General features: G+C 68.4%; 23 protein-coding genes and 2 tRNA genes. 11 read left to right on the top strand and 14 right to left on the bottom strand.

Annotation, left to right across the window (positions count from 1 at the left end):
* Positions 1–74: 74 nt before the first annotated feature.
* Positions 75–695 carry a disulfide bond formation protein DsbA gene (locus tag DL990_RS37880; protein WP_125785990.1) on the top strand — a complete coding sequence of 207 codons (621 nt, stop codon included), beginning with the start codon at positions 75–77 and terminating at the stop codon, positions 693–695.
* Here DL990_RS37880 and DL990_RS37885 read toward each other — a convergent pair.
* Both DL990_RS37885 and DL990_RS37890 read right to left on the bottom strand, forming a co-directional pair.
* The gene (locus DL990_RS37885; protein WP_125801547.1) at positions 692–1,495 is read right to left on the bottom strand and encodes an MBL fold metallo-hydrolase; all 804 of its coding nucleotides are present in this window, start codon (positions 1,493–1,495) and stop codon (positions 692–694) included. The two genes, DL990_RS37880 and DL990_RS37885, sit on opposite strands and share 4 nt — an antisense overlap.
* Positions 1,492–2,211, bottom strand: coding sequence for a 2-phosphosulfolactate phosphatase (locus DL990_RS37890; protein WP_233620690.1), 720 nt, complete (start codon positions 2,209–2,211; stop codon positions 1,492–1,494). The genes DL990_RS37885 and DL990_RS37890 overlap by 4 nt, the downstream gene beginning before the upstream one ends.
* A gap of 45 nt (positions 2,212–2,256) precedes the next feature.
* On the opposite strand from DL990_RS37890, the gene DL990_RS37895 reads away from it, so the two are divergent.
* Both DL990_RS37895 and DL990_RS37900 read left to right on the top strand, forming a co-directional pair.
* Entirely contained in the window at positions 2,257–2,730 is a 474-nt protein-coding gene (locus DL990_RS37895; RefSeq protein WP_007034718.1) for a ribose-5-phosphate isomerase, read from the top strand.
* 1 nt (position 2,731) lies between these two features.
* Complete coding sequence (locus tag DL990_RS37900) at positions 2,732–3,541, top strand: Fpg/Nei family DNA glycosylase (protein ID WP_125801549.1); 810 nt, start codon at positions 2,732–2,734, stop codon at positions 3,539–3,541.
* Positions 3,542–3,629: 88 nt separating this feature from the next.
* Here DL990_RS37900 and DL990_RS37905 read toward each other — a convergent pair whose 3' ends face one another.
* On the bottom strand, positions 3,630–4,403 hold the full coding sequence (locus DL990_RS37905) for a hypothetical protein (RefSeq protein ID WP_125785987.1): 774 nt from the start codon (positions 4,401–4,403) through the stop codon (positions 3,630–3,632).
* 110 nt (positions 4,404–4,513) lie between these two features.
* Here DL990_RS37905 and DL990_RS37910 point away from each other — a divergent pair, with 110 nt between their 5' ends.
* From DL990_RS37910 to DL990_RS37920, 3 genes are read left to right on the top strand one after another with little or no spacing between them, the layout of a single operon-like run.
* Positions 4,514–5,389, top strand: a complete 876-nt coding sequence (locus DL990_RS37910; protein WP_125785986.1) for a TIGR03619 family F420-dependent LLM class oxidoreductase — start codon at positions 4,514–4,516, stop codon at positions 5,387–5,389.
* A 3-nt stretch (positions 5,390–5,392) separates the two neighbouring features.
* Positions 5,393–5,836: a nuclear transport factor 2 family protein gene (locus DL990_RS37915; protein WP_125801550.1), complete on the top strand. Its 444-nt coding sequence runs from the start codon at positions 5,393–5,395 to the stop codon at positions 5,834–5,836.
* 2 nt (positions 5,837–5,838) lie between these two features.
* Positions 5,839–6,468, top strand: coding sequence for a hypothetical protein (locus tag DL990_RS37920; protein WP_125801551.1), 630 nt, complete (start codon positions 5,839–5,841; stop codon positions 6,466–6,468).
* A gap of 3 nt (positions 6,469–6,471) precedes the next feature.
* On the opposite strand, the gene DL990_RS37925 is transcribed toward DL990_RS37920, so the two are convergent.
* The 8 genes from DL990_RS37925 to DL990_RS37960 all read right to left on the bottom strand — a co-directional run bounded on the left by DL990_RS37925 (position 6,472) and on the right by DL990_RS37960 (position 14,297).
* Positions 6,472–7,689, bottom strand: coding sequence for an RNA polymerase sigma factor (locus tag DL990_RS37925; RefSeq protein WP_125785983.1), 1,218 nt, complete (start codon positions 7,687–7,689; stop codon positions 6,472–6,474).
* A gap of 27 nt (positions 7,690–7,716) precedes the next feature.
* Positions 7,717–8,619: a TauD/TfdA family dioxygenase gene (locus DL990_RS37930; protein WP_125801552.1), complete on the bottom strand. Its 903-nt coding sequence runs from the start codon at positions 8,617–8,619 to the stop codon at positions 7,717–7,719.
* Complete coding sequence (locus tag DL990_RS37935) at positions 8,616–9,938, bottom strand: LLM class flavin-dependent oxidoreductase (RefSeq protein WP_125801553.1); 1,323 nt, start codon at positions 9,936–9,938, stop codon at positions 8,616–8,618. Before DL990_RS37935 ends, DL990_RS37930 begins: the two co-directional genes overlap by 4 nt.
* The gene (locus tag DL990_RS37940; RefSeq protein ID WP_125801554.1) at positions 9,935–10,774 is read right to left on the bottom strand and encodes an ABC transporter permease; all 840 of its coding nucleotides are present in this window, start codon (positions 10,772–10,774) and stop codon (positions 9,935–9,937) included. Before DL990_RS37940 ends, DL990_RS37935 begins: the two co-directional genes overlap by 4 nt.
* Positions 10,774–11,535, bottom strand: coding sequence for an ABC transporter ATP-binding protein (locus tag DL990_RS37945; RefSeq protein WP_125801555.1), 762 nt, complete (start codon positions 11,533–11,535; stop codon positions 10,774–10,776). The genes DL990_RS37940 and DL990_RS37945 overlap by 1 nt, the downstream gene beginning before the upstream one ends.
* Entirely contained in the window at positions 11,532–12,551 is a 1,020-nt protein-coding gene (locus tag DL990_RS37950) for an ABC transporter substrate-binding protein (RefSeq protein WP_125785978.1), read from the bottom strand. The genes DL990_RS37945 and DL990_RS37950 overlap by 4 nt, the downstream gene beginning before the upstream one ends.
* A 90-nt stretch (positions 12,552–12,641) precedes the next feature.
* A complete protein-coding gene (locus DL990_RS37955; RefSeq protein ID WP_125801556.1) occupies positions 12,642–13,808 on the bottom strand; it encodes an ROK family transcriptional regulator in 1,167 nt (388 codons plus the stop codon).
* Between the two features lie 42 nt (positions 13,809–13,850).
* Complete coding sequence (locus DL990_RS37960; protein WP_125801557.1) at positions 13,851–14,297, bottom strand: GNAT family N-acetyltransferase; 447 nt, start codon at positions 14,295–14,297, stop codon at positions 13,851–13,853.
* A 63-nt stretch (positions 14,298–14,360) separates the two neighbouring features.
* Here DL990_RS37960 and DL990_RS37965 point away from each other — a divergent pair, with 63 nt between their 5' ends.
* Together DL990_RS37965 and DL990_RS37970 are read left to right on the top strand one after the other, a co-directional pair.
* Complete coding sequence (locus DL990_RS37965) at positions 14,361–14,756, top strand: hypothetical protein (protein WP_125801558.1); 396 nt, start codon at positions 14,361–14,363, stop codon at positions 14,754–14,756.
* 33 nt (positions 14,757–14,789) lie between these two features.
* On the top strand, positions 14,790–15,305 hold the full coding sequence (locus DL990_RS37970; RefSeq protein ID WP_125801559.1) for a DUF1877 family protein: 516 nt from the start codon (positions 14,790–14,792) through the stop codon (positions 15,303–15,305).
* Positions 15,306–15,367: 62 nt separating this feature from the next.
* Here the strand turns inward: DL990_RS37970 and DL990_RS37975 are convergent.
* Positions 15,368–15,444 (bottom strand) — tRNA-Pro (locus DL990_RS37975).
* A gap of 84 nt (positions 15,445–15,528) precedes the next feature.
* On the opposite strand from DL990_RS37975, the gene DL990_RS37980 reads away from it, so the two are divergent.
* Positions 15,529–15,602 (top strand) — tRNA-Gly (locus tag DL990_RS37980).
* 424 nt (positions 15,603–16,026) lie between these two features.
* Here DL990_RS37980 and DL990_RS37985 read toward each other — a convergent pair.
* Complete coding sequence (locus DL990_RS37985; RefSeq protein WP_370451405.1) at positions 16,027–20,721, bottom strand: HAMP domain-containing protein; 4,695 nt, start codon at positions 20,719–20,721, stop codon at positions 16,027–16,029.
* A 130-nt stretch (positions 20,722–20,851) separates the two neighbouring features.
* Between DL990_RS37985 and DL990_RS37990 the strand changes: the two genes are divergently transcribed.
* Positions 20,852–22,429, top strand: a complete 1,578-nt coding sequence (locus DL990_RS37990; protein ID WP_125801561.1) for a SpoIIE family protein phosphatase — start codon at positions 20,852–20,854, stop codon at positions 22,427–22,429.
* A gap of 449 nt (positions 22,430–22,878) precedes the next feature.
* Complete coding sequence (locus tag DL990_RS41620) at positions 22,879–23,055, top strand: hypothetical protein (protein WP_199746775.1); 177 nt, start codon at positions 22,879–22,881, stop codon at positions 23,053–23,055.
* On the opposite strand, the gene DL990_RS37995 is transcribed toward DL990_RS41620, so the two are convergent.
* Positions 23,048–23,434: a hypothetical protein gene (locus DL990_RS37995; RefSeq protein WP_125785971.1), complete on the bottom strand. Its 387-nt coding sequence runs from the start codon at positions 23,432–23,434 to the stop codon at positions 23,048–23,050. The genes DL990_RS41620 and DL990_RS37995 overlap by 8 nt on opposite strands.
* Positions 23,435–23,473 lie beyond the last annotated feature (39 nt).

Below are 23,473 nucleotides of genomic sequence, written 5' to 3' on the forward strand. Positions count from 1 at the left end.
GCCGCGATGTTGGCTCGCTGTGTAGCACTCTGTGCGTACCGCCCCACCCAAGACGATGGCACTGGGAGAACCTGATGACCGCCCCGTCCGAGACGACCAAGGTCGACTTCTACTTCGATCCGATCTGCCCGTTCGCCTGGATCAGCTCGCGCTGGATCCTCGAGGTGGAGAAGCACCGCGACCTCGACCTGAGGTTCCGGATCATGAGCCTGTCCGAGCTGAACAGCGGCCGCGAGGGCCTGCCTGAGCAGTACAAGGAGCTGTTGGACCGCGGCTGGGGTCCCGTCCGCGTCGCCACCGCGCTGGCGCAGAAGAACGGCGAAGAGGCCCTGCGCGACTTCTACACGGAGTTCGGTACGCGCCATCACAACCAGGGCGACAAGGACATCCCGAAGGTCATCAAGGAGACCCTTGAGGCCATCGGCGCCCCGGCCGAGCTGGCCGAGGCCGCGGAGTCGACCGAGTACGACGAAGCGCTGAAAAAGAGTCACTACGAAGGTATGAATCCGGTCGGAATGGATGTCGGTACCCCGACCATCCACATCGACGGCGTCGCCTTCTTCGGCCCGGTGCTCAGCTCGATCCCGCGTGGCGAGGACGCCGTCAAGGTGTTCGACGGCGCCCGCGCGCTGGCGAGCTACCCGGACTTCTTCGAGCTGAAGCGCACCCGGTCCGGTGAGCTGAACTTCGACTAAGGCGTCGCCAGTGCGGCCCTGGTGACATCGTCGGGGTAGGAGGACCTCGCGACGGCTTCGTCCGTCGTGAGGTCTCCCGCCGCGATTCCGGTCTTGAGCGCGACGAGCTCGCGCAGCCCGTCGCGGTGCTTTTCGATGAACGCGGTGTCGACGGGGTCCCCATGCCCGGCCACGATGATCTTCGGCTCCAGCGCGAGGATCTCGTCCATCACGCCAGGCCATTCGGCCAGGAAACTGCCGTCGTTGAACGAGAACGCGCTGAAGCCTGCTTCGGCGTTCTCGACGGCGTCGCCCGCGTAGATGACGCCCGCGCCGGGCACTTCCACGAACAGGTCGTGATCGGTGTGCGCCCGGCCGAGAAAGCGCAGCACGACGGTGCGGCCGCCGAGGTCGATCTCCGCGATGTCGGTGACCGGCTTGGTGGGCAGGGTGATCTCGGTGCGCTCCAGCGCCTCCGCCATCTCGGGCCGGTTTTCGCCGAGGTAGTGCTGGATCCACTTGCGCCGCGCGCCCTCGCCGTAGGTGGTCAGCTCGGCCACGCACCCGTCGTGTGCCCAGACGTCGCACGGCAGGAACGCCGTGGTGCCGAAGGCGTGGTCGAAATGCGCGTGGGTGTAGACGACCGACCACGGCAGCGGCGTGATCTCCCGGACCGCCGCGGCCAGTTCGGCGCCTTGATCGACGTCACCGCGGACGTCGACGACCAGGCAGCGCTCACCGCCCACGACGAGGCCGACGGTCAGGTCCAGCTCTTCGTAACGGCGGGCGTACACGCCGTCCGCGAGTTCGAGCCAAGTCACGAATCCTCCAGAATTCCGTTGCGCAGCAAAGGAACCCTGCTGCTCGTATCGAGCTTCGCGGCGAGTGTCACGTCGTTCGCGTGTCCGGCCGCGGCGAGCTCACGTCCTGAAGAACACTCTGTCAGTGCTTCGGCGATGTCGATCGATTTCGCCGCGATGGCCGCGAGGCGGGCTTCGGCGGACAGACGACCGTAGCCGTCCAGCGCCGCGACGATCGCGCCCGCGCCGAGCTGATCCTCGACGCACGGCCTCAGCGGCCCGAACGTCGTGGCTTCGGTGTGGATGCCGATGCCCCAGCGTTCCCCGGCCGGGATGACGCCGATCGGCGCGCCGTCCGCCAGTTCCGCCGCGCGTTCGGCGACGGCGGCCGCGTTGCGCAGGCATCCCGCCAGGACGACGGCACCGGTCGTGGCGGCGGCGTCGCAGAGCGTGGCACCGTTGGGGGAGGGGAGCGCGAGGAGGGTGCCGGAAGGGATTTCCGTCACAGACGAAGGTCGCAAGGTCCACTGTTTTTCACCCGCGAGGATGGCTCCTCGCGCTTTCGCGGCCTCCGCACCGCGCTGATCGCGCCAGCGGACGGGCAGCACGCGGCCGTCGTTGCCGAGGACGAGATCCGTTGTGGTGCAGAAGGAAAGTACGTCGACGATGACGAGAACGGCGCAGTCCGCGCCCAGTGCGCCGACTCCCTCGGTTCCCCATTCGAGTCTGATGTCCACCCCCACAGCATGCTCGCCCGGGAACGTGATGGCAGACTCCGCGCTGTGCGTGTTTACCTTGGCTCCGACCATGCCGGTTTCGAACTGAAGAACCACCTCGTGGCCCACCTCAAGGAGCAGGGCCACGACGTCGAGGACGTCGGTCCCTTCGTCTACGACGCGGCCGACGACTACCCCGCGTTCTGCATCGAGGCGGCCCGCCGCGTCGTCGCGGACGAGGGCAGCCTCGGCATCGTCGTCGGCGGCTCCGGCAACGGCGAGCAGATCGCGGCCAACAAGGTGAAGGGCGCCCGCGCCGGCCTCGCGTGGAGCGTCGAGACCGCGAAGCTCACCCGCGAGCACAACCACGCCCAGCTGATCGGCGTCGGCGCGCGGATGCACACCACCGAAGAGGCCACGGAGATCGTCGAGGCGTTCCTCGCGACCCCGCCGAGCCCGGACGAGCGCCACGGCCGCCGCGTCCAGCAGATCCTGGACTACGAGAACACCGGCTGGCCGCCGCCGCTGCCCGAGCACTGACATGCCCGAGGGGCACACGCTCCATCGCCTGGCACGTCTGCACAAACGCCGTTTCGCCGGTCACCCGGTCGAGGTGAGCAGCCCGCAAGGACGATTCGCCGGTGAAGCGTCCCGTTTGGACGGCCGGTTGCTCGTCAGGGCCGAGGCGTACGGGAAGCACCTGTTCCACGACTACGGTCCACACGGGACGGTGCACGTCCACCTCGGCCTCTACGGCACGTTCTCCGACGTGCCGCTGCCCGCTCTGGAGCCGGTGGGGCAGGTGAGGATGCGGCTGGTCGGCCCGACGCATTCCGCCGACTTACGCGGCCCGACCCGGTGTGAACTCCTTGACAGGCCCCAAGTGGACGCGATCAAGGCACGGCTCGGCCCGGATCCGCTGCGCCGCGATGCGAAGCCGGACAAGGCGTGGGAGCGGATTTCGCGGTCGAAGACGTCGATCGCGGCACTGTTGATGGATCAGTCGGTGCTGGCGGGCGTCGGCAACGTGTATCGCGCCGAGGTGCTGTTCCGGCACGGTGTCGCCCCGCTCGTTCCCGGTCGCGCGCTCGACCGCGGGCTGTGGGAGGACATGTGGGCGGATCTCGTGACGCTCATGCGGCACGGTGTCCGGGTGGGACGGATCGACACGGTCGCGCCGGAGCATCTGCCCGAGGCGACCGGCCGCGCGCCGCGGCAGGACCGGCACGGGGGCGAGGTCTACGTCTACCGCCGAGAGGGGATGCCTTGCCTCGTGTGCGGGACGGCGGTGCTGCGGAGCGATCTGGCGGCGCGGAACCTCTTCTGGTGCCCTACCTGCCAGCCCGCCTGACGGCCTCTCCCGATGCAATGAAGGGGCCTTTCATAGCAAATTTTGCTATGAAAGGCCCCTTCATTGCGCTTGCGGGAGGGGGCGCGGACTAGAAGTCGAAACCGCCGCCATCGAAACCGCCGCCATCGAAGCCGCCACCGTCGAACCCACCGGCGTCTCCGCCCGTGTCGCCACCGGCGTCGCCGCCCGCGTCACCGGCACCGGCGTCCTCCTGGCCCGCGTCATGGCCCGATTCCCAGGCCGACGCGCTCGCGATACCCGCCATCCCGGAGAACATCGCGCTGAACAGCAGCATCGAACCGAGACCCCAGGCGCCGGCGACGAGCGCGGGCTTCCACCACGGCTCGCTGTACCAGCCCTGCGGCACCGGACGGCCTGCCACGCGGCCACCGGGGTAGTAGTGGGGCGTCCGCCGGCTCGGGTCGGGCGAGGCCTCGTAGTGCTCGCCCTCGACGTCGACGGAACGGTACTCGGTGACCTTGCCGGCGCGGTCGCGCTCTTCGCTCGCGGGCAGTTCCGGACCGGGGTCCATGCCCATCGCGAGCCGTGCCGCGCGGACGTAATAGAGGCCTTCGATGGCGGTCTCGCGCACCAGCCGGGCCTGTTCGACGGTCTGTGCCTGCTCCATCTGCGAGCCCGCCGCGGTGAAGCGTTCGGACGCGTCCGCCATCGCCTGCTGGGAGGCGGTGTCCGTGCCGGTGAGGTTCATGACCTGACCGCCGAGCCGCTCGACGAGGCGCCGCGCGTCGGCCTTCGCGTCGTCCAGCAGGCGCTTCTTGGCCGCCGCCTGGGATTTCGCGAAGTAGATGCCGCCGCCGACCACGACGACGAGGAGCACGATCAGGAAGATCGCGGTACCCATGGGTTCACTCCAGGAATCGTTCGGCCTTTGCTCCGATCAACGCGGACGGCCCGCCGGCGGTTCCCGCGCGCACTGGCGGCAGAAACTAGAACACGTTATAGTTCGGCTCCATGAAGTTCACCCTGTCGATCGCGATGAACCCGCTCGATCAGCTGGGCGAGCTCGCCCGCGCCGCCGAAGAGGCGGGTTTCTCCTCGATCGCGCTCCCGGATTCCCTGTTCTATTCCGAAACGGTCTCTGCCGACTATCCGTACACGCCCGACGGCAGTCGCTTCTGGACGGAGGAGACGCCCTGGGCCGATCCGCTGGTCGCGGCGGCCTCGATGGGCGCGGTCACCGAACGGCTCACGTTCTACACCTCCGTGCTCAAGCTCGGCTCCCGCAATCCGGTCCTGCTCGCGCGCCAGGTCAACTCGGTCGCGGCGCTGACCGGCGGCCGGTTCGGCCTCGGGCTCGGCGTCGGCTGGTCGCCGGAGGAGTTCCGCTGGTGCGGCGCCCCGTACGAGAAGCGCGGCAAGCGCGTGGACGAGGCCATCGAGGTGCTGCGCCTGATCCTCGACGGCGGGATGGTCGAATTCCACGGCGAGTTCTTCGACTTCGACAAGCTCCGTATGAGCCCGACGCCGCCGTCGCGGGTGCCGTTCTACATCGGCGGTCACACCGACGTCGCGCTGCGCCGGGCCGCCCGCGTCGCCGACGGCTGGTCGTCGGCGATGATGAAGTTCGACGACCTCCGCGACACGATCGCCAAACTGCGCGGACTGCTGGCCGAACGGGGCCGTGCCGACGATCCCTTCGAGTACCAGGCCGTGTGCATCGACAAGTTCGGTCTCGACGGCTATCGCGAACAGGGCGACATCGGCGTCACCGACATCATCACCATGCCGTGGGTGTTCGACGGTCTCGGTTTCGACGCCGAAGTCGGCCCGAAACTCGATTCCATCAAGAAGTTCGGCGACGAGATCATCGCGAAGATGGGAGACTGAACCATGGGTGTCGACGTCTGCTGGGATCCGGCCGCCACGCAGCCGCCCGCGCGCCGAGCCGCGTTCCGTTCGATGACCGCGGTCACCGCCGGGGACAAGGCCGCCTGGCTCGAACTCTTCGCCGGTGACGCCGTCGTCGAGGATCCCATCGGCCCCTCGATGTTCGACGAAGAGGGCAAGGGGCATCACGGGCACGACGGGATCAGTGCCTTCTGGGACAAGACGATCGGATGCGTCGAACGCTTCCAGTTCACCATCCGCGACTCCCATGCCGCCGGTGACGAGGTCGCGAACGTCGGCACGATCACGACGTACCTGCCCGGCGGTTACCGCGTCGACACCGACGGCGTGTTCGTCTACCGGGTGCGCGAGGACGGGCTGATCGTGTCGATGCGGGCGTTCTGGGAGACCGGGCGCGCCATGGCCACGGCCCGCCAAGAGAGCTGAGCATGCGACGGCGGCTCTTGATCACGCTCCTGGCCGTCGTGGCCTTGGGCGTGGTCGCCGTCGTCGTGGTGACCTCCCGCCGCGAACCGGCGTCCGTGGCGGAATCCAGCACGCCGCCGCCGGCATCGGCGACGACGGCGGAGCCTCCCGTGGCCTTCTGCCCGGAGACCGCGGAGTCGGAGCGCGTGCGTTCCCCGTCCGGCCTCGACGGGAAGACGGAGCCGCGCACGCCGTCCGGCCCGCATCGGCTGGCCTACTTCGTGGTCGACGACAAGGGCATGCGCGACCTCACCGGCACCGCTGCCCAGCATCTGCCGATGGGTACGTCCCAGCAGGGGCGGATTCAGGTGGTGGTGTGCGAATACCCGAAACCGACCAACGAGCGCGTTGGCACCTGTGACGGTTACGAGCGGCAGGGTAAGGCGCCTGTTTCCGTCACGGTCACCGGTGTCCAGTACACCTACAAGGCCTACGACGCCGAAAGCGAACGCCTGCTCGACACCTTCGTCCTGCCCGGGGTCCGGGTGTGCCCGCGTTCGGTGACGACGGTCGACGACGTGCCCCGTGCCGTCGAAGCCCGCTCCGACTACACCGCGGTGATCGGCCGCCTGCTGCCGCACCTGCGCATCTGAGCCTCAGGTGAGCCGCTCCGCGCGCCGGGCCAGGTACTGCTTCTCGGGTTCGCTCGCGGTCTTCCCGGCGGCACGGAGGTAGGCCTCGCGTGCGGCGGCGGTGTCGCCCGCCAGTTCCAGCAGATGCCCCCGCACGGAATCGAGCCGGTGGGTCTGGTTCATCCGGCTGTCGTCGTCGAGGGTGGCGAGCAGTTCGAGTCCTGCTTCGGGCCCGTTGACCTCCGCGACCGCGACAGCGCGGTTGAGCGTGACGACAGGGCCGGGCGAAACCTTCTCGAGGACGTCGTAGAGCGCGAGGATCTGGGACCAGTCCGTTTCGGCCGCCGTGGGCGCCTCACTGTGGACGGCGGCGATCGCGGCCTGCACCTGGTACGGCCCGACCGGGCCCGTTTCCAGTGCCGCGCTCACCAGCGAGACGCCTTCGGCGATCATTTCCGCGTTCCAGCGCGACCGGTCCTGCTCGGCGAGGAGGACGAGCGAGCCGTCTTCGCCGGCGCGGGCGGCGCGGCGGGCGTCGGTCAGCAGCATGAGCGCCAGCAGGCCGGTGACCTCGTCCTCGTCCGGCATGAGCCGTCGCAGCAGCCGGGTCAGCCGGATCGCCTCGGCGGTCAGGTCGGCGCGGTGCAGGTCGGGGCCGCCGCTGGTCGTGTAGCCCTCGTTGAAGATCAGGTACAGCACCTGGAGGACGACGCGGAGCCGCTCGGCGAGCTCCGCCGCCAGTGGCAGGACGAATTCGGCGCCCGCCTTCTTGATGGTCTGTTTCGCCCGGCTGATCCGCTGGGCCAGCGTCGATTCCGGGACCAGGAAGGCGTTCGCGATCTCGCCCGTGGTCAGGCCGCCGACGGCGCGCAAGGTGAGCGCGAGTTGCGACGGCGCGGACAGAGAAGGGTGGCAGCACAGGAAAAGGACGGTGAGCGTGTCGTCCGAATTGGACGTATCCCCCGGACCGGACAGGTCCATCAGGGCGTCGTTCTCCTCGCGACGGCGTCGCGCGCTCTCGCTGCGCCACTCGTCCACCAGCCGCCGTGACGCGACCGTCGCGAGCCACGACTTCGGACTGTCCGGGATGCCCTGCTCCGGCCACTGCTGTGCGGCCGAGAGCAGGGCTTCCTGGACGGCGTCCTCGCAGGCGTCGAACTGCCCGTGCTTGCGCACCAGCAACCCGATGACCTGCGGGGCCAGCTCCCGCAGGAGTGCTTCCACCTGACGATCGTCCTTCACGACGCCAGTCTTACCCCATGCGAGCCGTCAGGCGACGGGGGAGTAGTGCGAAGCGTCGCCTTCGAGGGACTCACTCGGCACCCCGTCGATGCCCACCGGGACATCACCCGCCACGGTCACCCGGTTCAGACGGCGCGGCAGGTCGTCGTAGTTGTCGACGGCGTAGTGCTGGGTGATGCGGTTGTCGAACAGCACCAGCTGGTTCGGCTCCCAGCTCACCCGCACGACGTTCTCCGGCCGCGTCACGTAGGACTGCAGCAGCCGCAGGATGTCCCGCGACTCGCCCTTGGACAGCCCGACGATCCGCTGCGCGAATCCGCCGATGTACAGCCCGCGCTCCCCGGTCACCGGATGCACCCGCACCACCGGGTGGACCGTGCGGAACTTCCGCGACACGAACACCTTCCGGCGTTCCTGCTCCGCATCGTCGAGGGTCTCCGGCGCCTTCGCGTAGTCGTAGTCGTTGGTGTGCTCGGCGCGCAGCGTGTCCGCGAAGGCCCGGAGCGGTTCCGGCAGGTCCCGGTAGGCCGCAGCCGAGTTCGCGATCAGCGTTTCACCGCCGTACGGAGGAAGGACCAGGCTGCGCAGCGTGCTGACCTTCGGCGGGTTGAGCACGAAGGTGACGTCGGTGTGCCACTGGTTCGCGCGGCCCTGCTCGCTGTCGACCGGCAGGATCGCGGGCTCGCCGTCCACGGACGGGACGGTCGGATGCGCCTTCGTCAGCTCGCCGAAATGCTCGGCGAACCGCTGCTGGCCCGCGTCGTCGAGGTCGACGTCGCGGAAGACGAGCGCCTTGTGCTCGTGCAGGGCCTCGGTGACGAACGCGACGGTCGCGGCGTCGAGTTCCTTGGCCGGATCGACGCCGACGACCTGCGCGCCGATCCTGCCGGTGATCTTGCGGACCTCGACCTGGGTGTTGAGTGCGGTCATGCGGCGTGCTCCTTTACTCGGGTGCGGGTGACGGGGCGGGCGAGGCCGTAGTGGCCCCGCAGGGTCGTGGCGGTGTACTCGGTGCGGAACAACCCGCGCCGCTGGAGTTCCGGGACGACGAGGTCCACGAAGTCCTCCAGGCCACCCGGAAGTGTGGGCGGCATGACGTTGAAGCCGTCCGCGGCGCCTTCGGTGAACCAGTGCTCCAATTGGTCGGCTACTTGCGTGGCGGTGCCGGCGAAGACGCGGTGACCACGACCGCCCGCGAGCCGTTCGATGAGCTGGCGGATGGTCAGGTTCTCGCGCCTCGCCAGCCCGGTGACCAGCTCGAACCGGCTTTGCGCGCCTTCGGTGAAGGTGCCGACGTCGGGCAGCGGGCCGTCGAGCGGGTACGGCGTCAGGTCGTGGTCGAGCATGGTCGACAGCTGCCGCACGCCATAAGCGGGCGTGATGAGGGCGTTGAGTTCGGCCTCGCGTTCCTTCGCTTCGGCCTCTGTGCGGCCCAGGATCGGGCTGATCCCCGGCAGGATCTTGATCTCCTCCGGCGAGCGCCCGTATTTCGCGAGCCTGCCCTTGACGTCGTCGTAGAAAGCCTTGCCCTCGGCGAAAGTCTGCTGCGCGGTGAACACCGCCTCGGCGAACCGGGCCGCGTACTCCTTGCCTGTCTCCGAGGACCCGGCCTGAACGAGCAACGGATGCCCCTGCACCGGACGCGGGATGTTCAGCGGTCCGCGCACCTGGAAATGCGGGCCGTCGTGGTCGATCGGGTGGATGCGGCCGGTGTCGGCGTAGACGCCGCTCGCCTTGTCGATCACGGCCGCGCCGTCGTCCCAGCTGTCCCAGAGTTTCTTGGCGACTTCGACGAATTCGGTGGCACGTTCGTAGCGCAGCGCGTGCGACGGCCTGGCGTCGCGGTTGAAGTTGCGGGCCTCGTCCTCGCCTGCCGACGTCACGATGTTCCACCCCGCGCGTCCGCCGCTGAGATGGTCGAGCGACGCGAACTTCCGCGCCAGGTGGTACGGCTCGTTGTAGGTCGTCGACGCGGTGGCGATCAGCCCGATGTGCTCCGTCGCCCCGGCCAGCGCCGAAAGCAGTGTCAGCGGCTCGAACAGGGTGTGCGAGTTGTAGCGGACGTTGCCCCACAACGCGACACCGTCGGCGAGGAACAGTGAATCCAGTTTGCCGCGTTCCGCCGTGCGGGCGATGTCGACATAGTGCTTCAGTGTCGTGGCGCGGTGTGGATCCGTACTCGGATGCCGCCAGGCCGCCTCGTGATGTCCGTTCGGCATCACGAAAGCGTTGAGGTGTAAGTGCTTCATACCTTCTCCTTGACACGCCAGGTGGAGAACCGCCGCTCCAGTGCGACGAAGCCCGCGTTGATGGTCAGGCCGAGCACCGAAACCGTGATGATCGCGGCGTACATCTGCTGGATCTGGAAGTTGACCTGCGAGTTGTTGATCAGATAGCCGAGGCCTGCCTTGGCGCCGACCATTTCGGCGGCGATCAGGATGAGGATCGAGTACGCCGCCGCCATCCGGATGCCGGTGAAGATGGTCGGCACCGCCGACGGCAGGATCACCTTGCGGAACAGGTTCGGGCTCGACAGCCCGAGCGAACGCGCGGCCTTGACCAGCAAGGGATCCACGGTGTTCACCCCGGCGATCGTGTTGAGCAGCACCGGCCAGACGCAGGCGTAGACGATCAGCGCGATCTTGGACAGCTCGCCGATGCCGAGCAGGAGCGTGAACACCGGAAGCAACGCCAGCGCGGCGGTGTTGCGGGCGAGCTCCAGCAAGGGGTTCAGGAATTCGGCGAGCGGGCGGTACCAGGCGATCAGCAGCCCCAGCGGCACCGAAACCGCCACCGCGATCACGAAACCGGCGGCGGACCGGCCGAGACTCGCCAGCAGATGGTCGGCCAGCTGCCCGTTGAGGATCAGCTCCCAAAGCGCGGCGAGGTCTTCCGACAGCGGCGGAAGGAAGGTCCTCGTGCCCTCGTCGAGAACGTACTGGGGAGCGAGCTCCCAGACGGCGAGGAACAGCAGGATCGCCGCGGAACCGCGGAAAGCCTTGCCGATCCGGTTCTTCTTCCTGTGAGGTTTCGTGGCGGCTTTCGGTCCTGTATGGACAGTCGGCGCGTCGAGGGTGGCGGTCATCAGGCGGCCCTCCGGATCTCGTCGTGCAGGAGTTCCCACAGGCGGTGGCGATGGGCCACGAACGCGGGCGCCGAGCGCAGGTCGTCGTTCGCACGGTCGCCGAGGTCGATGTCGACGACGTCCTTGAGTCTGCCCGGCCGCGACGTCAGCACCGCGACCTTCTGTCCCAAGTAGACGGCCTCTTCGATGCTGTGGGTGATGAAGACGATGGTCTTGCCGGTGCGCTGCCAGATCCGCCGCAGCTCTTCCTGCAGCAGTTCACGGGTCTGGGAGTCCAGCGCGGCGTACGGCTCGTCCATCAGCAGCACGTCCGGGTCGTAGGCGAGGCTTCTCGCGATCGCGACGCGTTGCTTCATACCACCGGAAAGCTGGTGGGGGAGATGCTCCTCGAAACCGGAAAGCCCGACCAGGTCGAGGAATTCCCGTGCCCTTTCGGCGCGTTGCCGTTTGTTCAGCGTGCCGCCTTCGAGACCGAACTCGACGTTGGCGCGCGCGGTGCGCCAGGGGAACAGCGCGTACTGCTGGAACACGACCCCGCGATCCAGACCAGGGCCGGTGACGGGTTTCCCGTCGATCAGGACCTCGCCGGAAGTGGGTTTCGCGAGCCCGCCGAGCAGGTCGAGCAGTGTGGACTTCCCGGAGCCGCTCGGCCCGACGAGGGAGAGGAACATGCCGTCCTCGATGTCGAGGGAGACGTCGTCCAGTGCGGTCAGCGTGCCGAAGGTCTTGGTGACCGAGCGGAGACTGATCTTGGCGGTCATGCGCCACCGCCTTCGCGGTACGGGTTGAATTCGTTGGTGTAGAGCTTTTCGAGGTCGACCTGGTCGTTCTTGATGAACCCGGACTGCTTGAGCCAACCGGTCCAGAGCGTGTAGTCGTTGTCGGAGATCAGCCCGCCCTTGGTGACGCCGGTGCTCTTCCAGTACTTGAGCGTTTCGGTGTTCTCGTTGCGGCCGCGGTTCTGGATGATCTTGGCGAACCGGGCGATCACCTCGTCGCGTGGCGTGGTGCGGGCCCATTCGATCGCCTTGGCCACTCCGGTGACGAAGGTTTTCGTGGTCTCCGGGTACCTCTTGATGAAGTCGGTCCGCAGCACGTATGGCCCGCCGTTGTAGGGACCGAACGCCTCGACGTCCTTCACGATGGGTCGCACGCCGCCACCGGCTAGGGCGCGGTCCTGGAGGACGCCGTTGAGCGCGGCGACGTCGATCTGGCCGTTGCGCAGGGCTTGTTCGGTGTTGATCGGCGGCAGGACGACCAGTTGCACCTGGTCGATCTCGGCATCGGTCAGGCCGCTGCGTTCGAGCCAGGTGTCGAGGGCGGCCTCCAGGTTCGCGCCGACCGTGTTGACGCCGACCTTCTTGCCGATGAGGTCACGTGGGGTGCGGATCGGGCTGTCTTCCTTGACGTAGAAGCCCAAGAAGGTCTTCTCGTCGGAGCCGTAGTAGTTGACGACCGCCTTGATCGGGGCGCCGGCGTCGACGAGTTTCGCGACCGCGCCGGTGAAGGCGCCGCCGAAATCGGTCTGGTCGGTCGCGGCGGACTGGATGTCCTGCGGTCCGCTGATCGTGTTGCCGACCCACTTGAGCTTGACCGGGCCGAAGTACCCGAGGTCCTCGGCGAGTTCGGGGAAGGTGACGTTGTTCGCCGACCCCTGGTAACGCAGTTCGAGCTTTTCCGGCTGCCCGGCCACGCCTGCCGGGGTCGCTGAGGCGCCGCAGCCCGACAGCGCCAATCCGGCGAGGAGCGCGGCGAGCAAGGGCACTGGTTTCTTCACTGTGGGCTCTTTCGTTCGGGTTCGCGTCGATGGAGAAGATTCTTCGCAGGCCCGGCGGAGAGCGTCAATTTTGCGATTTAGTGAAGTAACTCAGGAGGCGTTGGCGAGCTTCGCGAAAAGCGGATCTTCGTAGAGGGCGTTCAGCATGACGGCGCCACCCGCCGTCGCCAGCTCTGTGCCTGAAAAGCTCGACGCCACAACGTTTTTCGTCGCGTCCTGGCAGATCCAGGAACGTTGGGCGACCTCGTCCCGGATCGTGGAAAGGCACCCTTCGACGTCGCGTACACTCTGGTCGAGCACGATGAGGATCTCCGGATTGAGGACGTCGAAGAGTAATGCGGCGGCCTGTCCGATAATTCGCGCACGCTCGTGAAATAAGGCTATGGAACGTTCGTTTCCCGATGCCGCCGAATGGAGTACATCGGTGAAAATCGGTTCTTCGACGAGCCCCGCTTCGAACGCCTTACGGGCGACCGTTCGCTCGGACACCGTGGCCTCCAGACACCCGGAACGCCCGCAGCGGCAAGGCTCCTCACTGTCGTCGACCCGCAGATGCGCCACCGCGCCCGCCGCCGACCGCGGTCCATGATGGACGGTGTCACCGGTGGCGAAGGCGGCGTCGACCACGTTGCCGGTGAACAACTGCACGACACTGCTGCGCGCTCTCGGCTGCCCCAGCAGGCGTTCGGCGTGGATGAGCGCCCGCGAATGCCCGTCGACGCGGACGTCGAGACCGGTGACCTCGGTGAGCAGATCGCGCAACGGAACCCCGCGCCAGCCGAGCAGACCGTGCTCCACCACCGTCCCCGACGCCTCGTCGACCCACCCGCCGGTCGCCACCCCCAACCCGAGCGGCGTCCGCTCAGGCGCGTGTCCGATGAGGAGGTCGTCGAGCAGCTCCGCGATCTGCGCGGCCTGCACCGCGGGCTCGGCGCCGTGATGCGGTGCCTCGTGCTGTGCCAGCACTTTCCCGCGCAGGTCGAGCAATCCGACCGTCAGCTGGTCGACCGCGACATGCGCCCCGCACACCACGAACCTTTCCGTGTCGAGGTCCACCGGCACATGCGGCCTGCCGACCGCGCCTGCCACCTCGGGCAGTTCGGTGAGGAACCCGCGGCGCATCAACTCGGCCACATGCCCCGTGACAGCCGCGGCGCTCAGCCCGGTGCGGCGCGCGATGGTGCTGCGCGCTATCGCCCCTTCGTCCAGCACCGCGCGGAGCACCGCACTGGCACTGGCGCTCCGCCTGCCCGTCACGGTGCCGATGTTCGCAAGCGGGTGCGGGTGGGCCTAGGGCTCTCACCATCCGGGAGCAAGCCGCCGGATGAACCTGGCGCTGTGTTCGCAGCGGTCCTCGTATCCCCGCGAGCGATAGAAGGCGTGCGCGGCGGTCCGATGGCGGGAACTGGTGACCTCCATGGTGTCGCAGCCCAAGCGCAGCGCCTCCGCCTCGGCCGCGGCGACCAGCTCGCGTCCGATCCCGGTTCCGCGCTGCGTCTCGTCCACCACCAAGGCCACGATGCGCCCGCCGGAACCTGGCCGCTCGAGAAGCGGGATCGCGACCACCGCGACGACACCGACCACCTTGCCGTCCGCCTCGGCGACGAAGGCGGCACCTTCGGGATGCCGGGCCCACCGTTCGAGCCGGCCGCGCACGTCGGTCTCGTCGTTGTCCGGGTAACCCAGTTCGGCGAGCAGCGTGGTCACGGCGGGGGCGTCGGTGCCGAGGGCGTGGCGGATCTCCATGATCGCCATCCTGCCGGATGTGCGACGGCCGACGAGTACCGCGAGCCTGGCTAGTCTCGCGCTGTGCACACACATCGGAGCTTCGAGAACCCGCCCGCGTTGCCCCACGCCACGGTCGTCGAGACGCTGGAGCGTGCCCTGCGGGACAGATCGTTCGAAGGCGAGGCGGCGGAGACCCTGGTCGGGACCGCGTTGAATGACGACGACCACGCGTTCGTCGAGCATTGGTGTGTCGAGGTGGGGACACGGGCCGGGCCGGGCAGCCCTTTGCTCGGGCTCGCCGGGTTGTGCTTGGGGCATACCGCTCGCCGCTTCGGGCAGGTGGGCGACGAGGCGGTGAAACTAGCCGAATCCCTGGCCGCCCGAGCGGAAGCGGACCCGGCCGACGTGGACGGGCGGGCGATGGACGGTTTCGACGACGTCCGGGACTTCCTGCGTTTGTGGCCCTCCCAGGGCTGAGCCGACGCCGGCGACCTTGGCACACTGAGCCATATGGCAGTCACCCAGCAACTCGCGCGTATCCCCGCCACGCGGCTCGCCGAATGTCGCCGGTCGGTCGACGCGCTGCACGAGCTCTGCTCCTTCTCAACGACCCCAGCCGAGGACCACCTCGACCTGGATTGGTGGCCAGCCACCCTGCAGCGAGCTTGGGCGCTGACCGGAGCTGATGGCCGGACCTCGGCGCGGCTGCGGCGTTGTTTCAACGGTGATGGAGAAGTCAACCCGGCCTACCGGGATCATCCCGACACGATCTGGGAACACCCGGTGACCGCGTTGGAGCCACCGCAGGTCGGCGAGGTCGCCGAAGCGTTGCGTGCCGTGACACCCGATGCGGTCCGTGCCGTCGTGCCGTCGGACCCGGACCGGATCGAGGCCGAGCTGGGCAAGAGCGCGCTGGCTTTGGGTGGTGATCTGGCCGAGCAACTGACTCGGGAACACACCGTCCTACGCGACTTCTATGAGGAAGCCGCCCGCCGTCGGCTGGCCATCGTGCGGTGGTGGGACTGAGCGTTCCGACGTCGCCGAGCGGCGGTAGCCAAAAGGGCCGAACCCGCAGGTCCGGCCCCATCTGGTCGGGATGACAGGATTTGAACCTGCGACCCTCCGCTCCCAAAGCGGATGCGCTACCAAGCTGCGCCACATCCCGTGACTTCCCCGATCTCCCGGGGGGTGTGCGCACAGCCTAGCGGGTCACGCTAAGCTGTTTTCGCACCCGGTACTCCGGGGGCAGGCGGGTGTAGCTCAATGGTAGAGCCCTAGTCTTCCAAACTAGCTACGCGGGTTCGATTCCCGTCACCCGCTCCACAGCTCCACATCCGAACCCGCAGGCGCCTAGCCTGCGGGTTCTTTCGTTTCCGGAGCGGAGTGGGGGCGTCCTGAAGGTCACCTTTAAGACATCTAACGTCTTAAAGGTGACCTTCAGGACAGCGGGGCTGACGTGGGTCATGAGAGTCGGGGACAGTGCTTGCCGACCCGTGCCCGACTGGACTCTGAGGTCACGTGTGTTCAGTGATCTCGGTCACGGGCTCTTACCTGCCCCGGTGCCCAGGCCGGGTTAAGGGGCTGTGTGGGAATAGAGACACTCAACGTCCCTATTCCCACACAGCCCTCCGGGGCCCGGTCGTGACAGGGACAGTCTCACGGGACCGTGTGGATTTTGGGTCATCTGACGTCCCAAAATCCACACAGTTGTCGACCACGTTCGCCCGGCCCACACCCGCTCCAAGCGTCAGTCCGTGCCGGCGTCCGAGTCGTCACCGGCGCCTGCCACGGCCTGCGAGAGGCCGCTGGAGGCGGCGTCCGCTTCGAGGTGGGCGGCGATCAGGTCCAGCAGCTTGTCGGTGTCGACGGGTTTGGTGACGTAGTCGTCCGCTCCTGAAGCCAGGGTGCGCGCCTTGTCCTCCGCGGTCGCCTTCGCCGTGACGGCGATCACGGGCAGGTCTTCGTGCGCGGCCTCGGCGCGGATGGCGGTGATGGTGGCGTTGCCGTCCAGTTCGGGCATCATCACGTCCATCAGGACGAGCGCGGTGTCCTCGTGCCGTTCCAGGGCCCGGATGCCGGCGACGCCGGTCTCGGCGTAGATGACCTCCAGGCCGTTGCGCTCCAGCACGGCGGCCAGCGCGAAGACGTTCCGGAGGTCGTCGTCGACGATCAGGATCTTCTCGCCGTGGAACCGCAGCGACGGGCTCACGGGGATCACCTGCGGCACAGCCATGATCAGCGGGACACCGCTCGCCTGCGTGGTCGGGACGACCAGGTTCGCGGCGCTCACCGGCAGGTACAGGGTGAACGTGCTGCCCTTGCCGGGTTCGCTGCGGACGCGCAGTTCGCCGCCGAGCAGTTCCGTCAGCTGCTGGCTGATCGACAGGCCAAGTCCGGTGCCGCCGTATTTACGGCTGGTGGTGCCGTCGGCCTGGCGGAACGCGTCGAAGATGATCGCGAGTTTGTCCGGGGCGATGCCGATCCCGGTGTCTTCGACGGCGAACGCGAGTACGCCGGGGGCCTGGCGGAGCGAGTCGGCCTCGACCTCGCCAGGGTCGGCCATCCGGATGTGCAGGCGCACGCCGCCCTCGTCGGTGAACTTCGCCGCGTTGGACAACAGGTTCCGCAGCACCTGCTGCAACCGGTGTTCGTCGGTGTGGATCGACGACGGCACCGGCGGGTCGATCAGGACGGCGAACTCCAGCCCCTTGTCCGAGGTGAGCGGACGGCAGATCGATTCGACGTACTCGACCACTTCGGGCAGCGTGACGTCGGACATCTGCAGGTCGAGGTGACCGGCCTCGACCTTGGCCATGTCGAGGATGTCGTTGATCAGCTGTTGCAGGTCGCTGCCCGCCGAGTAGATCGTCCGCGCGAACTGGATCTGTTTCCCCGACAGGTTCCCGTCCGGGTTCTCCGAAAGCAGTTTCGCGAGGATCAGCGCGCTGTTGAGCGGGGTCCGCAGTTCGTGCGACATGTTCGCCATGAACTCGGACTTGTACTGCGACGCCATGGTCAGCTGCCCGGCACGCTCTTCGAGTTCCTGCCGTGCCTGCTCGATCTCGCTGTTCTTGACTTCGATGTCGCGGTTCTGCTGGGCCAGCAGCGCCGCCTTCTCCGCGAGATCCGTGTTGGACCGGCGCAGTTCCCGTTGCTGTGCCTGCAACTGCTCGGACCGGGCGCGCAGTTCCTGTGCCAGGCGCTGGGATTCGGTCAGCAGCGCCTCGGTGCGCGAGTTGGACTGGATGGTGCTGACGTTGACCGCGATGGTCTCCTTCAGCTGCTCCAGCAGGTCGATGTGGACGGTGCTGAAGGCGTTGATCGTCGCCAGTTCCAGCACACCGAGCACCTCGCCCTGGAACAGGACCGGCAGCACGATCACGTTCACCGGAGCGGCCGAACCCAGCCCGGACGAGATGAGCGCGTACTCCGGCGGGGCCTCGTGGACCAGTATCGTGCGGCGGTCGACGGCGGCCTGCCCGATGAGCGACTCGCCGGGGGAGAACCGCAGACCCGTCTGGGATTTCGCCAGCCCGTAGGTGGCGATGCTCTCCAGGACCACCTCTTCCTGCTCGTCTTCGCGGGCGAGGAAGAACGCGCCCTGCTGCGCGGACACCAGCGGGGTCAGCTCGGACAGGATCAGCGACGCCACCGACGCGAGATCGCGGTGCCCCTGCATGAGCGCGGACAGCCTGGCCAGGTTGGTCTTGAGCCAGTCCTGTTCGCGGTTCGCCCGGGTGGTCTCCTTCAGGTTCGCGATCATCTGGTTGATGTTGTCCTTGAGTTCGGCCACCTCCCCGGACGCGTCGACGGTGATGTGCCGGGTCAGGTCACCGGCGGTCACCGCGGTGGCCACCTGGGCGATCGCCCGCACCTGGGTGGTCAGGTTCCCGGCCAGCTGGTTCACGCTTTCGGTCAGCCGCGACCAGGTGCCCGCGACGCCGGGCACCTCCGCCTGACCGCCGAGCGTGCCGTCCGTGCCGACCTCACGGGCGACTCGGGTGACTTCGGAGGCGAAGGCGGACAGCTGGTCGACCATCGTGTTGATGGTGGTCTTGAGTTCGAGGATCTCGCCGCGCGCGTCGATGTCGATCTTCTTCGACAGATCGCCCTGCGCCACCGCGGTGGTCACCGTCGCGATGCTGCGGACCTGGCCGGTCAGGTTGTCGGCCATGACGTTCACGTTGTCCGTCAACGCCTTCCAGGTGCCCGCCACGTTCGGCACGCGGGCCTGGCCGCCGAGGATGCCTTCCGTACCCACCTCGCGCGCGACCCGGGTGACCTCGTCGGCGAACGCGCGCAGCGTCTCGACCATGCTGTTGATCGTTTCGGCGAGGACCGCGACCTCGCCCTGCGCGTCGATCGAGATCTTCTTCGACAGGTCGCCGTTCGCCACCGCCGTCGTCACCGTCGCGATGCTCCGCACCTGATCGGTGAGGTTGGTGGCCATGACGTTGACGTTGTCGGTGAGGTCCTTCCAGGTCCCGGCGACGCCGCGCACCTGCGCCTGCCCGCCGAGTTTGCCTTCGGTGCCGACCTCGCGCGACACCCGCGTGACTTCGTCGGCGAAGGCCGAGAGCTGGTCGACCATGATGTTGACGGTGTTCTTGAGCTCCAGGATCTCACCGCGCGCGTCGACGATGATCTTCTGCGTCAGGTCGCCCTTCGCGACGGCGGTGGTGACCTGGGCGATGTTCCGGACCTGGTCGGTCAGGTTCTTCGCCATGAAGTTGACGTTGTCGGTGAGGTCCTTCCAGGTCCCGGCCACGCCGGGCACCTGCGCCTGCCCGCCGAGCCGCCCGTCGCTGCCGACCTCGCGGGCGACGCGGGTGACCTCGTCCGCGAACGCCGACAGCTGATCCACCATGGTGTTCAGCGTGTTCTTGAGTTCGAGGATCTCGCCCTTGGCGTCGACGGCGATCTTCTGCGACAGGTCGCCCTTCGCCACCGCCGTCGCGACCTGGGCGATGTTCCGGACCTGCGCGGTGAGGTTGTTCGCCATGAAGTTGACCGACCCGGTGAGGTCACGCCAGGTACCGGCGACGCCGGGCACCTGCGCCTGCCCGCCGAGCTGACCTTCCGTGCCGACCTCGCGCGCCACCCGGGTGACCTCGTCGGCGAACGAAGAGAGCTGGTCGACCATCGTGTTGACGGTCGTCTTCAGTTCGAGGATCTCGCCGCGCGCGTCGACGGTGATCTTCTGCGTCAGGTCGCCCTTCGCCACCGCCGTGGTGACCTGGGCGATGTTGCGGACCTGGTCGGTCAGGTTGTCGGCCATCTGGTTGACCGAGTCGGTGAGCCCGCGCCACGTGCCCGCCACACCCGGCACGGTCGCCTGACCGCCGAGACGTCCTTCGCTGCCGACCTCGCGGGCCACCCGCGTGACCTCGTCCGCGAACGACGACAGCTGGTCGACCATGGTGTTCAGCGTGTTCTTGAGTTCGAGGATCTCGCCCTTGGCGTCGACGGCGATCTTCTGCGAGAGGTCGCCCTTCGCCACCGCGGTGGCCACCTGGGCGATGTTACGGACCTGGTCGGTCAGGTTGTCCGCCATCAGGTTCACCGAGTCGGTGAGGTCGCGCCACGTGCCGGCCGCGCCGGGCACCTGCGCCTGTCCGCCGAGCTGGCCTTCGCTACCCACCTCGCGGGACACCCGGGTCACTTCGTCGGCGAAGGCCGAGAGCTGGTCGACCATGATGTTGACGGTGTTCTTGAGCTCCAGGATCTCGCCGCGCGCGTCGACGTTGATCTTCTGGGTCAGGTCGCCCCGCGCCACCGCGGTGGTCACCTGGGCGATGTTGCGGACCTGGTCGGTCAGGTTGCTGGCCATCACGTTGACGTTGTCGGTGAGATCACGCCAGGTGCCCGCCACACCCGGGACCTCGGCCTGACCGCCGAGCCGTCCTTCGGTGGCGATCTCGCGGGCCACTCTGGTGACCTCGGTCGCGAACCGCGAAAGCTGCTTGATCAGGCCGTTGACCGTCTTCGCGACTTCGGCGAACTGGCCCTGCAGCGGCCGCCCGCCGACTTCCAGCGGCATCGGCTCGGACAGATCGCCTTCCGCGACCGCGCCGAGGACCCGGTTGAGCTCGGCCGTGGGCCTGCTCACGTCCTCGATCAGCCCGTTGACGACGTCGACCGCGGTGGCCCAGCCGCCGGGACCGATCTCGGCGGCGACGCGCTCGGTCAGCCTGCCTTCCTTGCCCACCGCCTCGCGGACGCGCAGGAGTTCGGTCACCAGTCGCTGGTTTCGTTCGGCGATGTCGTTGAAGGCGCCCGCGAGCTGGGCCGCGAGCCCGTCTCCGTGCGCCACGAGCCGCCGCCGGAAGTTGCCGTCCCCGAGGTCACGAGCCGCCGCGAGCAGGCGTTCCAGGGTCGCTTCGTCCACCTGGCCGCCACCACCTTCCACGGGGAGCCGGTCCCTTTGGGAGTGCTGTGTCATCTGTGTCGACCCTCTCCACCACGCATGCCAAGCCATGGTCGTCGCATCAGCGTGCCATGATTCGACCTACACTTCGAGCCAGTCCGCCCGCTCACACTGCGCTACCCGCAAGGCAGGAGGAGGTCCGGGAATGGTGTCACGGCCCGCCCCGGCCTCGACGTCGCTCCCCTCGGAGTCGTCGACCACGACGAGCGAGGGTGCGCTGCCCGAATCCGGCAGGTTCTGGCGTGAGCTGCTCGAAGACGTCCGTGACGCGGTGCTCGTGCAGGACGTCGGCGGCGCGCTGCGCTGGTCGAATCCCGCCGCCCGTGAGCTGTTCGGCGGCGGCCGCCCGGTGCTGACCGCGGAAGGCCCCGACGTCGGGCATGTCGAACACACCGGCCGCCGGTTCCCCGCGCGGATCCGGACACTGCCCGGCGGCTGGCACGCGTGGACGGTGACCTCCGCGGTCGCGGCCGACGGCCCGCGCGTGGACGGCTTCCTCGCCGCTTCGGCGCCCAGGCTCGCCTCCGCACGCGGACGGCACGGGACGGCCAAAGTGATCGCCGAGGTCGCCGCGGCCGAACTCGCCGACTGCGTGTTCGTCCTGCTGCCGACCACCCGCGGCCGCTGGGAGTGGTGGAGCTGCGACCATCGCACCAACCACGGCCACGGCCGGATCCGCCGCGTCCCGGCCCAGCTGGCGCCGGTGCTCGCCGGCACTTTCGCCTCCACCGAGGAACCCGAGGCCAAAGCGGTCCCGGAGGAGGAGGTCGCGACGCTGCCCGCGGTCGTCGCGGAGCGGCTCGCCGTCCATCCGTCGGTGACCGTGGTCTCACTCGGGTTCGACGGCGGTGCCGGGGTCACCGGCGCGGTAGTGCTCGGCAGGCGTGGCGCGGCCGCGTTCGGCGAGGACCATCCGCGCGCGGTGACCGAGTTCGCCCGCGCGGCGGGCACGGCGCTGGCGAACGCGCACCGCTACGCCCGCCAGGAAGAGGCCACGCGCGGTCTGGAGACCACGTTGCGCCCGACCCCGCCGCCGGACGTGCACGGCGTCAAGTTCGACGTCTGGTACGAGCCGTCGGGCGGGCTGCTCGACGTCGGCGGCGACTTCTACGACGTCCTGCCGCGGGAAGACGGCAGCGCGATGTTCGTCCTCGGCGACGTCTGCGGAAAGGGCGCCGAAGCGGCGGCGCTCACCGGCAGGGTCCGGCAGACCCTCGCCGCGCTCGACCTCGTCGAGCACGACAACACGACGTTGCTGAGCCTGCTCAACTCCCTGCTCATCACCGGCGGCAGCGGCCGGTTCGCCACCCTGGTGCTCGGTTCGGTGCTGGCGGGCGAAGACGGTCTCGGCGTCACCTTGGCCTCCGGCGGGCATCCCGCGCCGCTGGTGGTGCGCCGCCGCGGCGGGGTCGAGGAGATCACCCTGCCCGGCACCCTGGTCGGCATCTCCCCCCAGGCCCGGTTCGCCGAGACGGCCATCCGGCTGGCCGAGGGCGACGTCTGCCTGCTCTACACCGACGGGATCACCGAAGCACGGCATCACGAGCGGCCGTCGGACCTGTTCGGGGACGAGCGGCTGCGTGAACTGCTGGTCGGCTGCCGGGGGCTGTCCGGCCGCGAGGTGGTCGTCCGGATCCGGTCCGCGGTACGGGAATGGCTCGGCAGCGGGGCGCACGACGACATCGCCGTCCTCGCCATCGAGGCGTCACGACCCGTTCAGTAGCCGCACCACCGCCCGCTCGACGATCTGCCGCGCTTGGCGGTGAAGCCGTCGCCGTTGCGATAAGCGAGCAGGCGCACGTCGCCGCCCCGCACCCGCCGGAGGGAGCGGACCAGCCGCACCCGTTTCGCGTAGCTTGGGCAGCTTCCGTGCCGGCGCGTCGATCCGCTCGATCGTTCGCCGGTCCTTCAGCGGCTCGCCGTCCGGGGCCAGACAGCCGAAGCCACGACCTCTGCGGGGACCCCAGGTCCGCTCGCCGAAGTCGCTTGCGGGCAGATACCCGCCGCTGCGGGACTTCATGCCCATGGTTCGGCCGGCCCGGTCCGGGCTTCGACGCGCTCGTACTGCCCGGCGGCACGATGAATCCGCGATCGTGACCGCCTTCGCGAGGTAAACGAGTGGCGCGCGTCACAGGGATGGGGGATCGTGGTGGCAGAAAAGGAGGTGCCGCGATGACCGTGCATTCCCGACGCTACGGCCGGTGGTGCCGTGAGCATTTCGACACCGAGCCCGAGCCGGATCCGAAACAGCCCGCGGAGTCCGCCGCCACCCCGGACGTCACCGATGCCAGGGCCGAGCAGGCCCAGGCCGGTGACGCCCCCGAGGCGAAGCCGGGTTCGCTCAACTGAGCGTGCGCCGGTACCAGACCCGTTTCGGCCCGGGGAGGCCGATCCGCGAGACCAGGTCGGTCACCACGCCGCCGATGATCAGCCACAGCAGCGCGGCGAGACCGTCGTTGAACAGGGTGCGCAGTTTGAGGCCCTCCGGGGTGAACAGGTTGCGGAGCCCGAGCGAGACGCCGCGCGACCACTGGTCGATCAGCCGCGCGAACCCGTTCCCCGGATTGGCCTCGCCGAATACGAGCAGGATGTGCAAGATCAGCACCAGCGCGAAGATCCAGCACACCGCGTGGACGACGGCGTTGATGATCCGCACCGCGCGGATCCTGGCGGGTGTCTGTTCGACGATCTCTTCCTGCGGCTCGCGCGGGTCGTTGAGGTAGCTCATCGCCGTCTCCCATCCACTGTGGACACCCCGGCTGGGCGG

Origin of the sequence: Amycolatopsis sp. WAC 01416 (assembly GCF_003947485.1) — a bacterium.
GTDB lineage: Bacteria > Actinomycetota > Actinomycetes > Mycobacteriales > Pseudonocardiaceae > Amycolatopsis.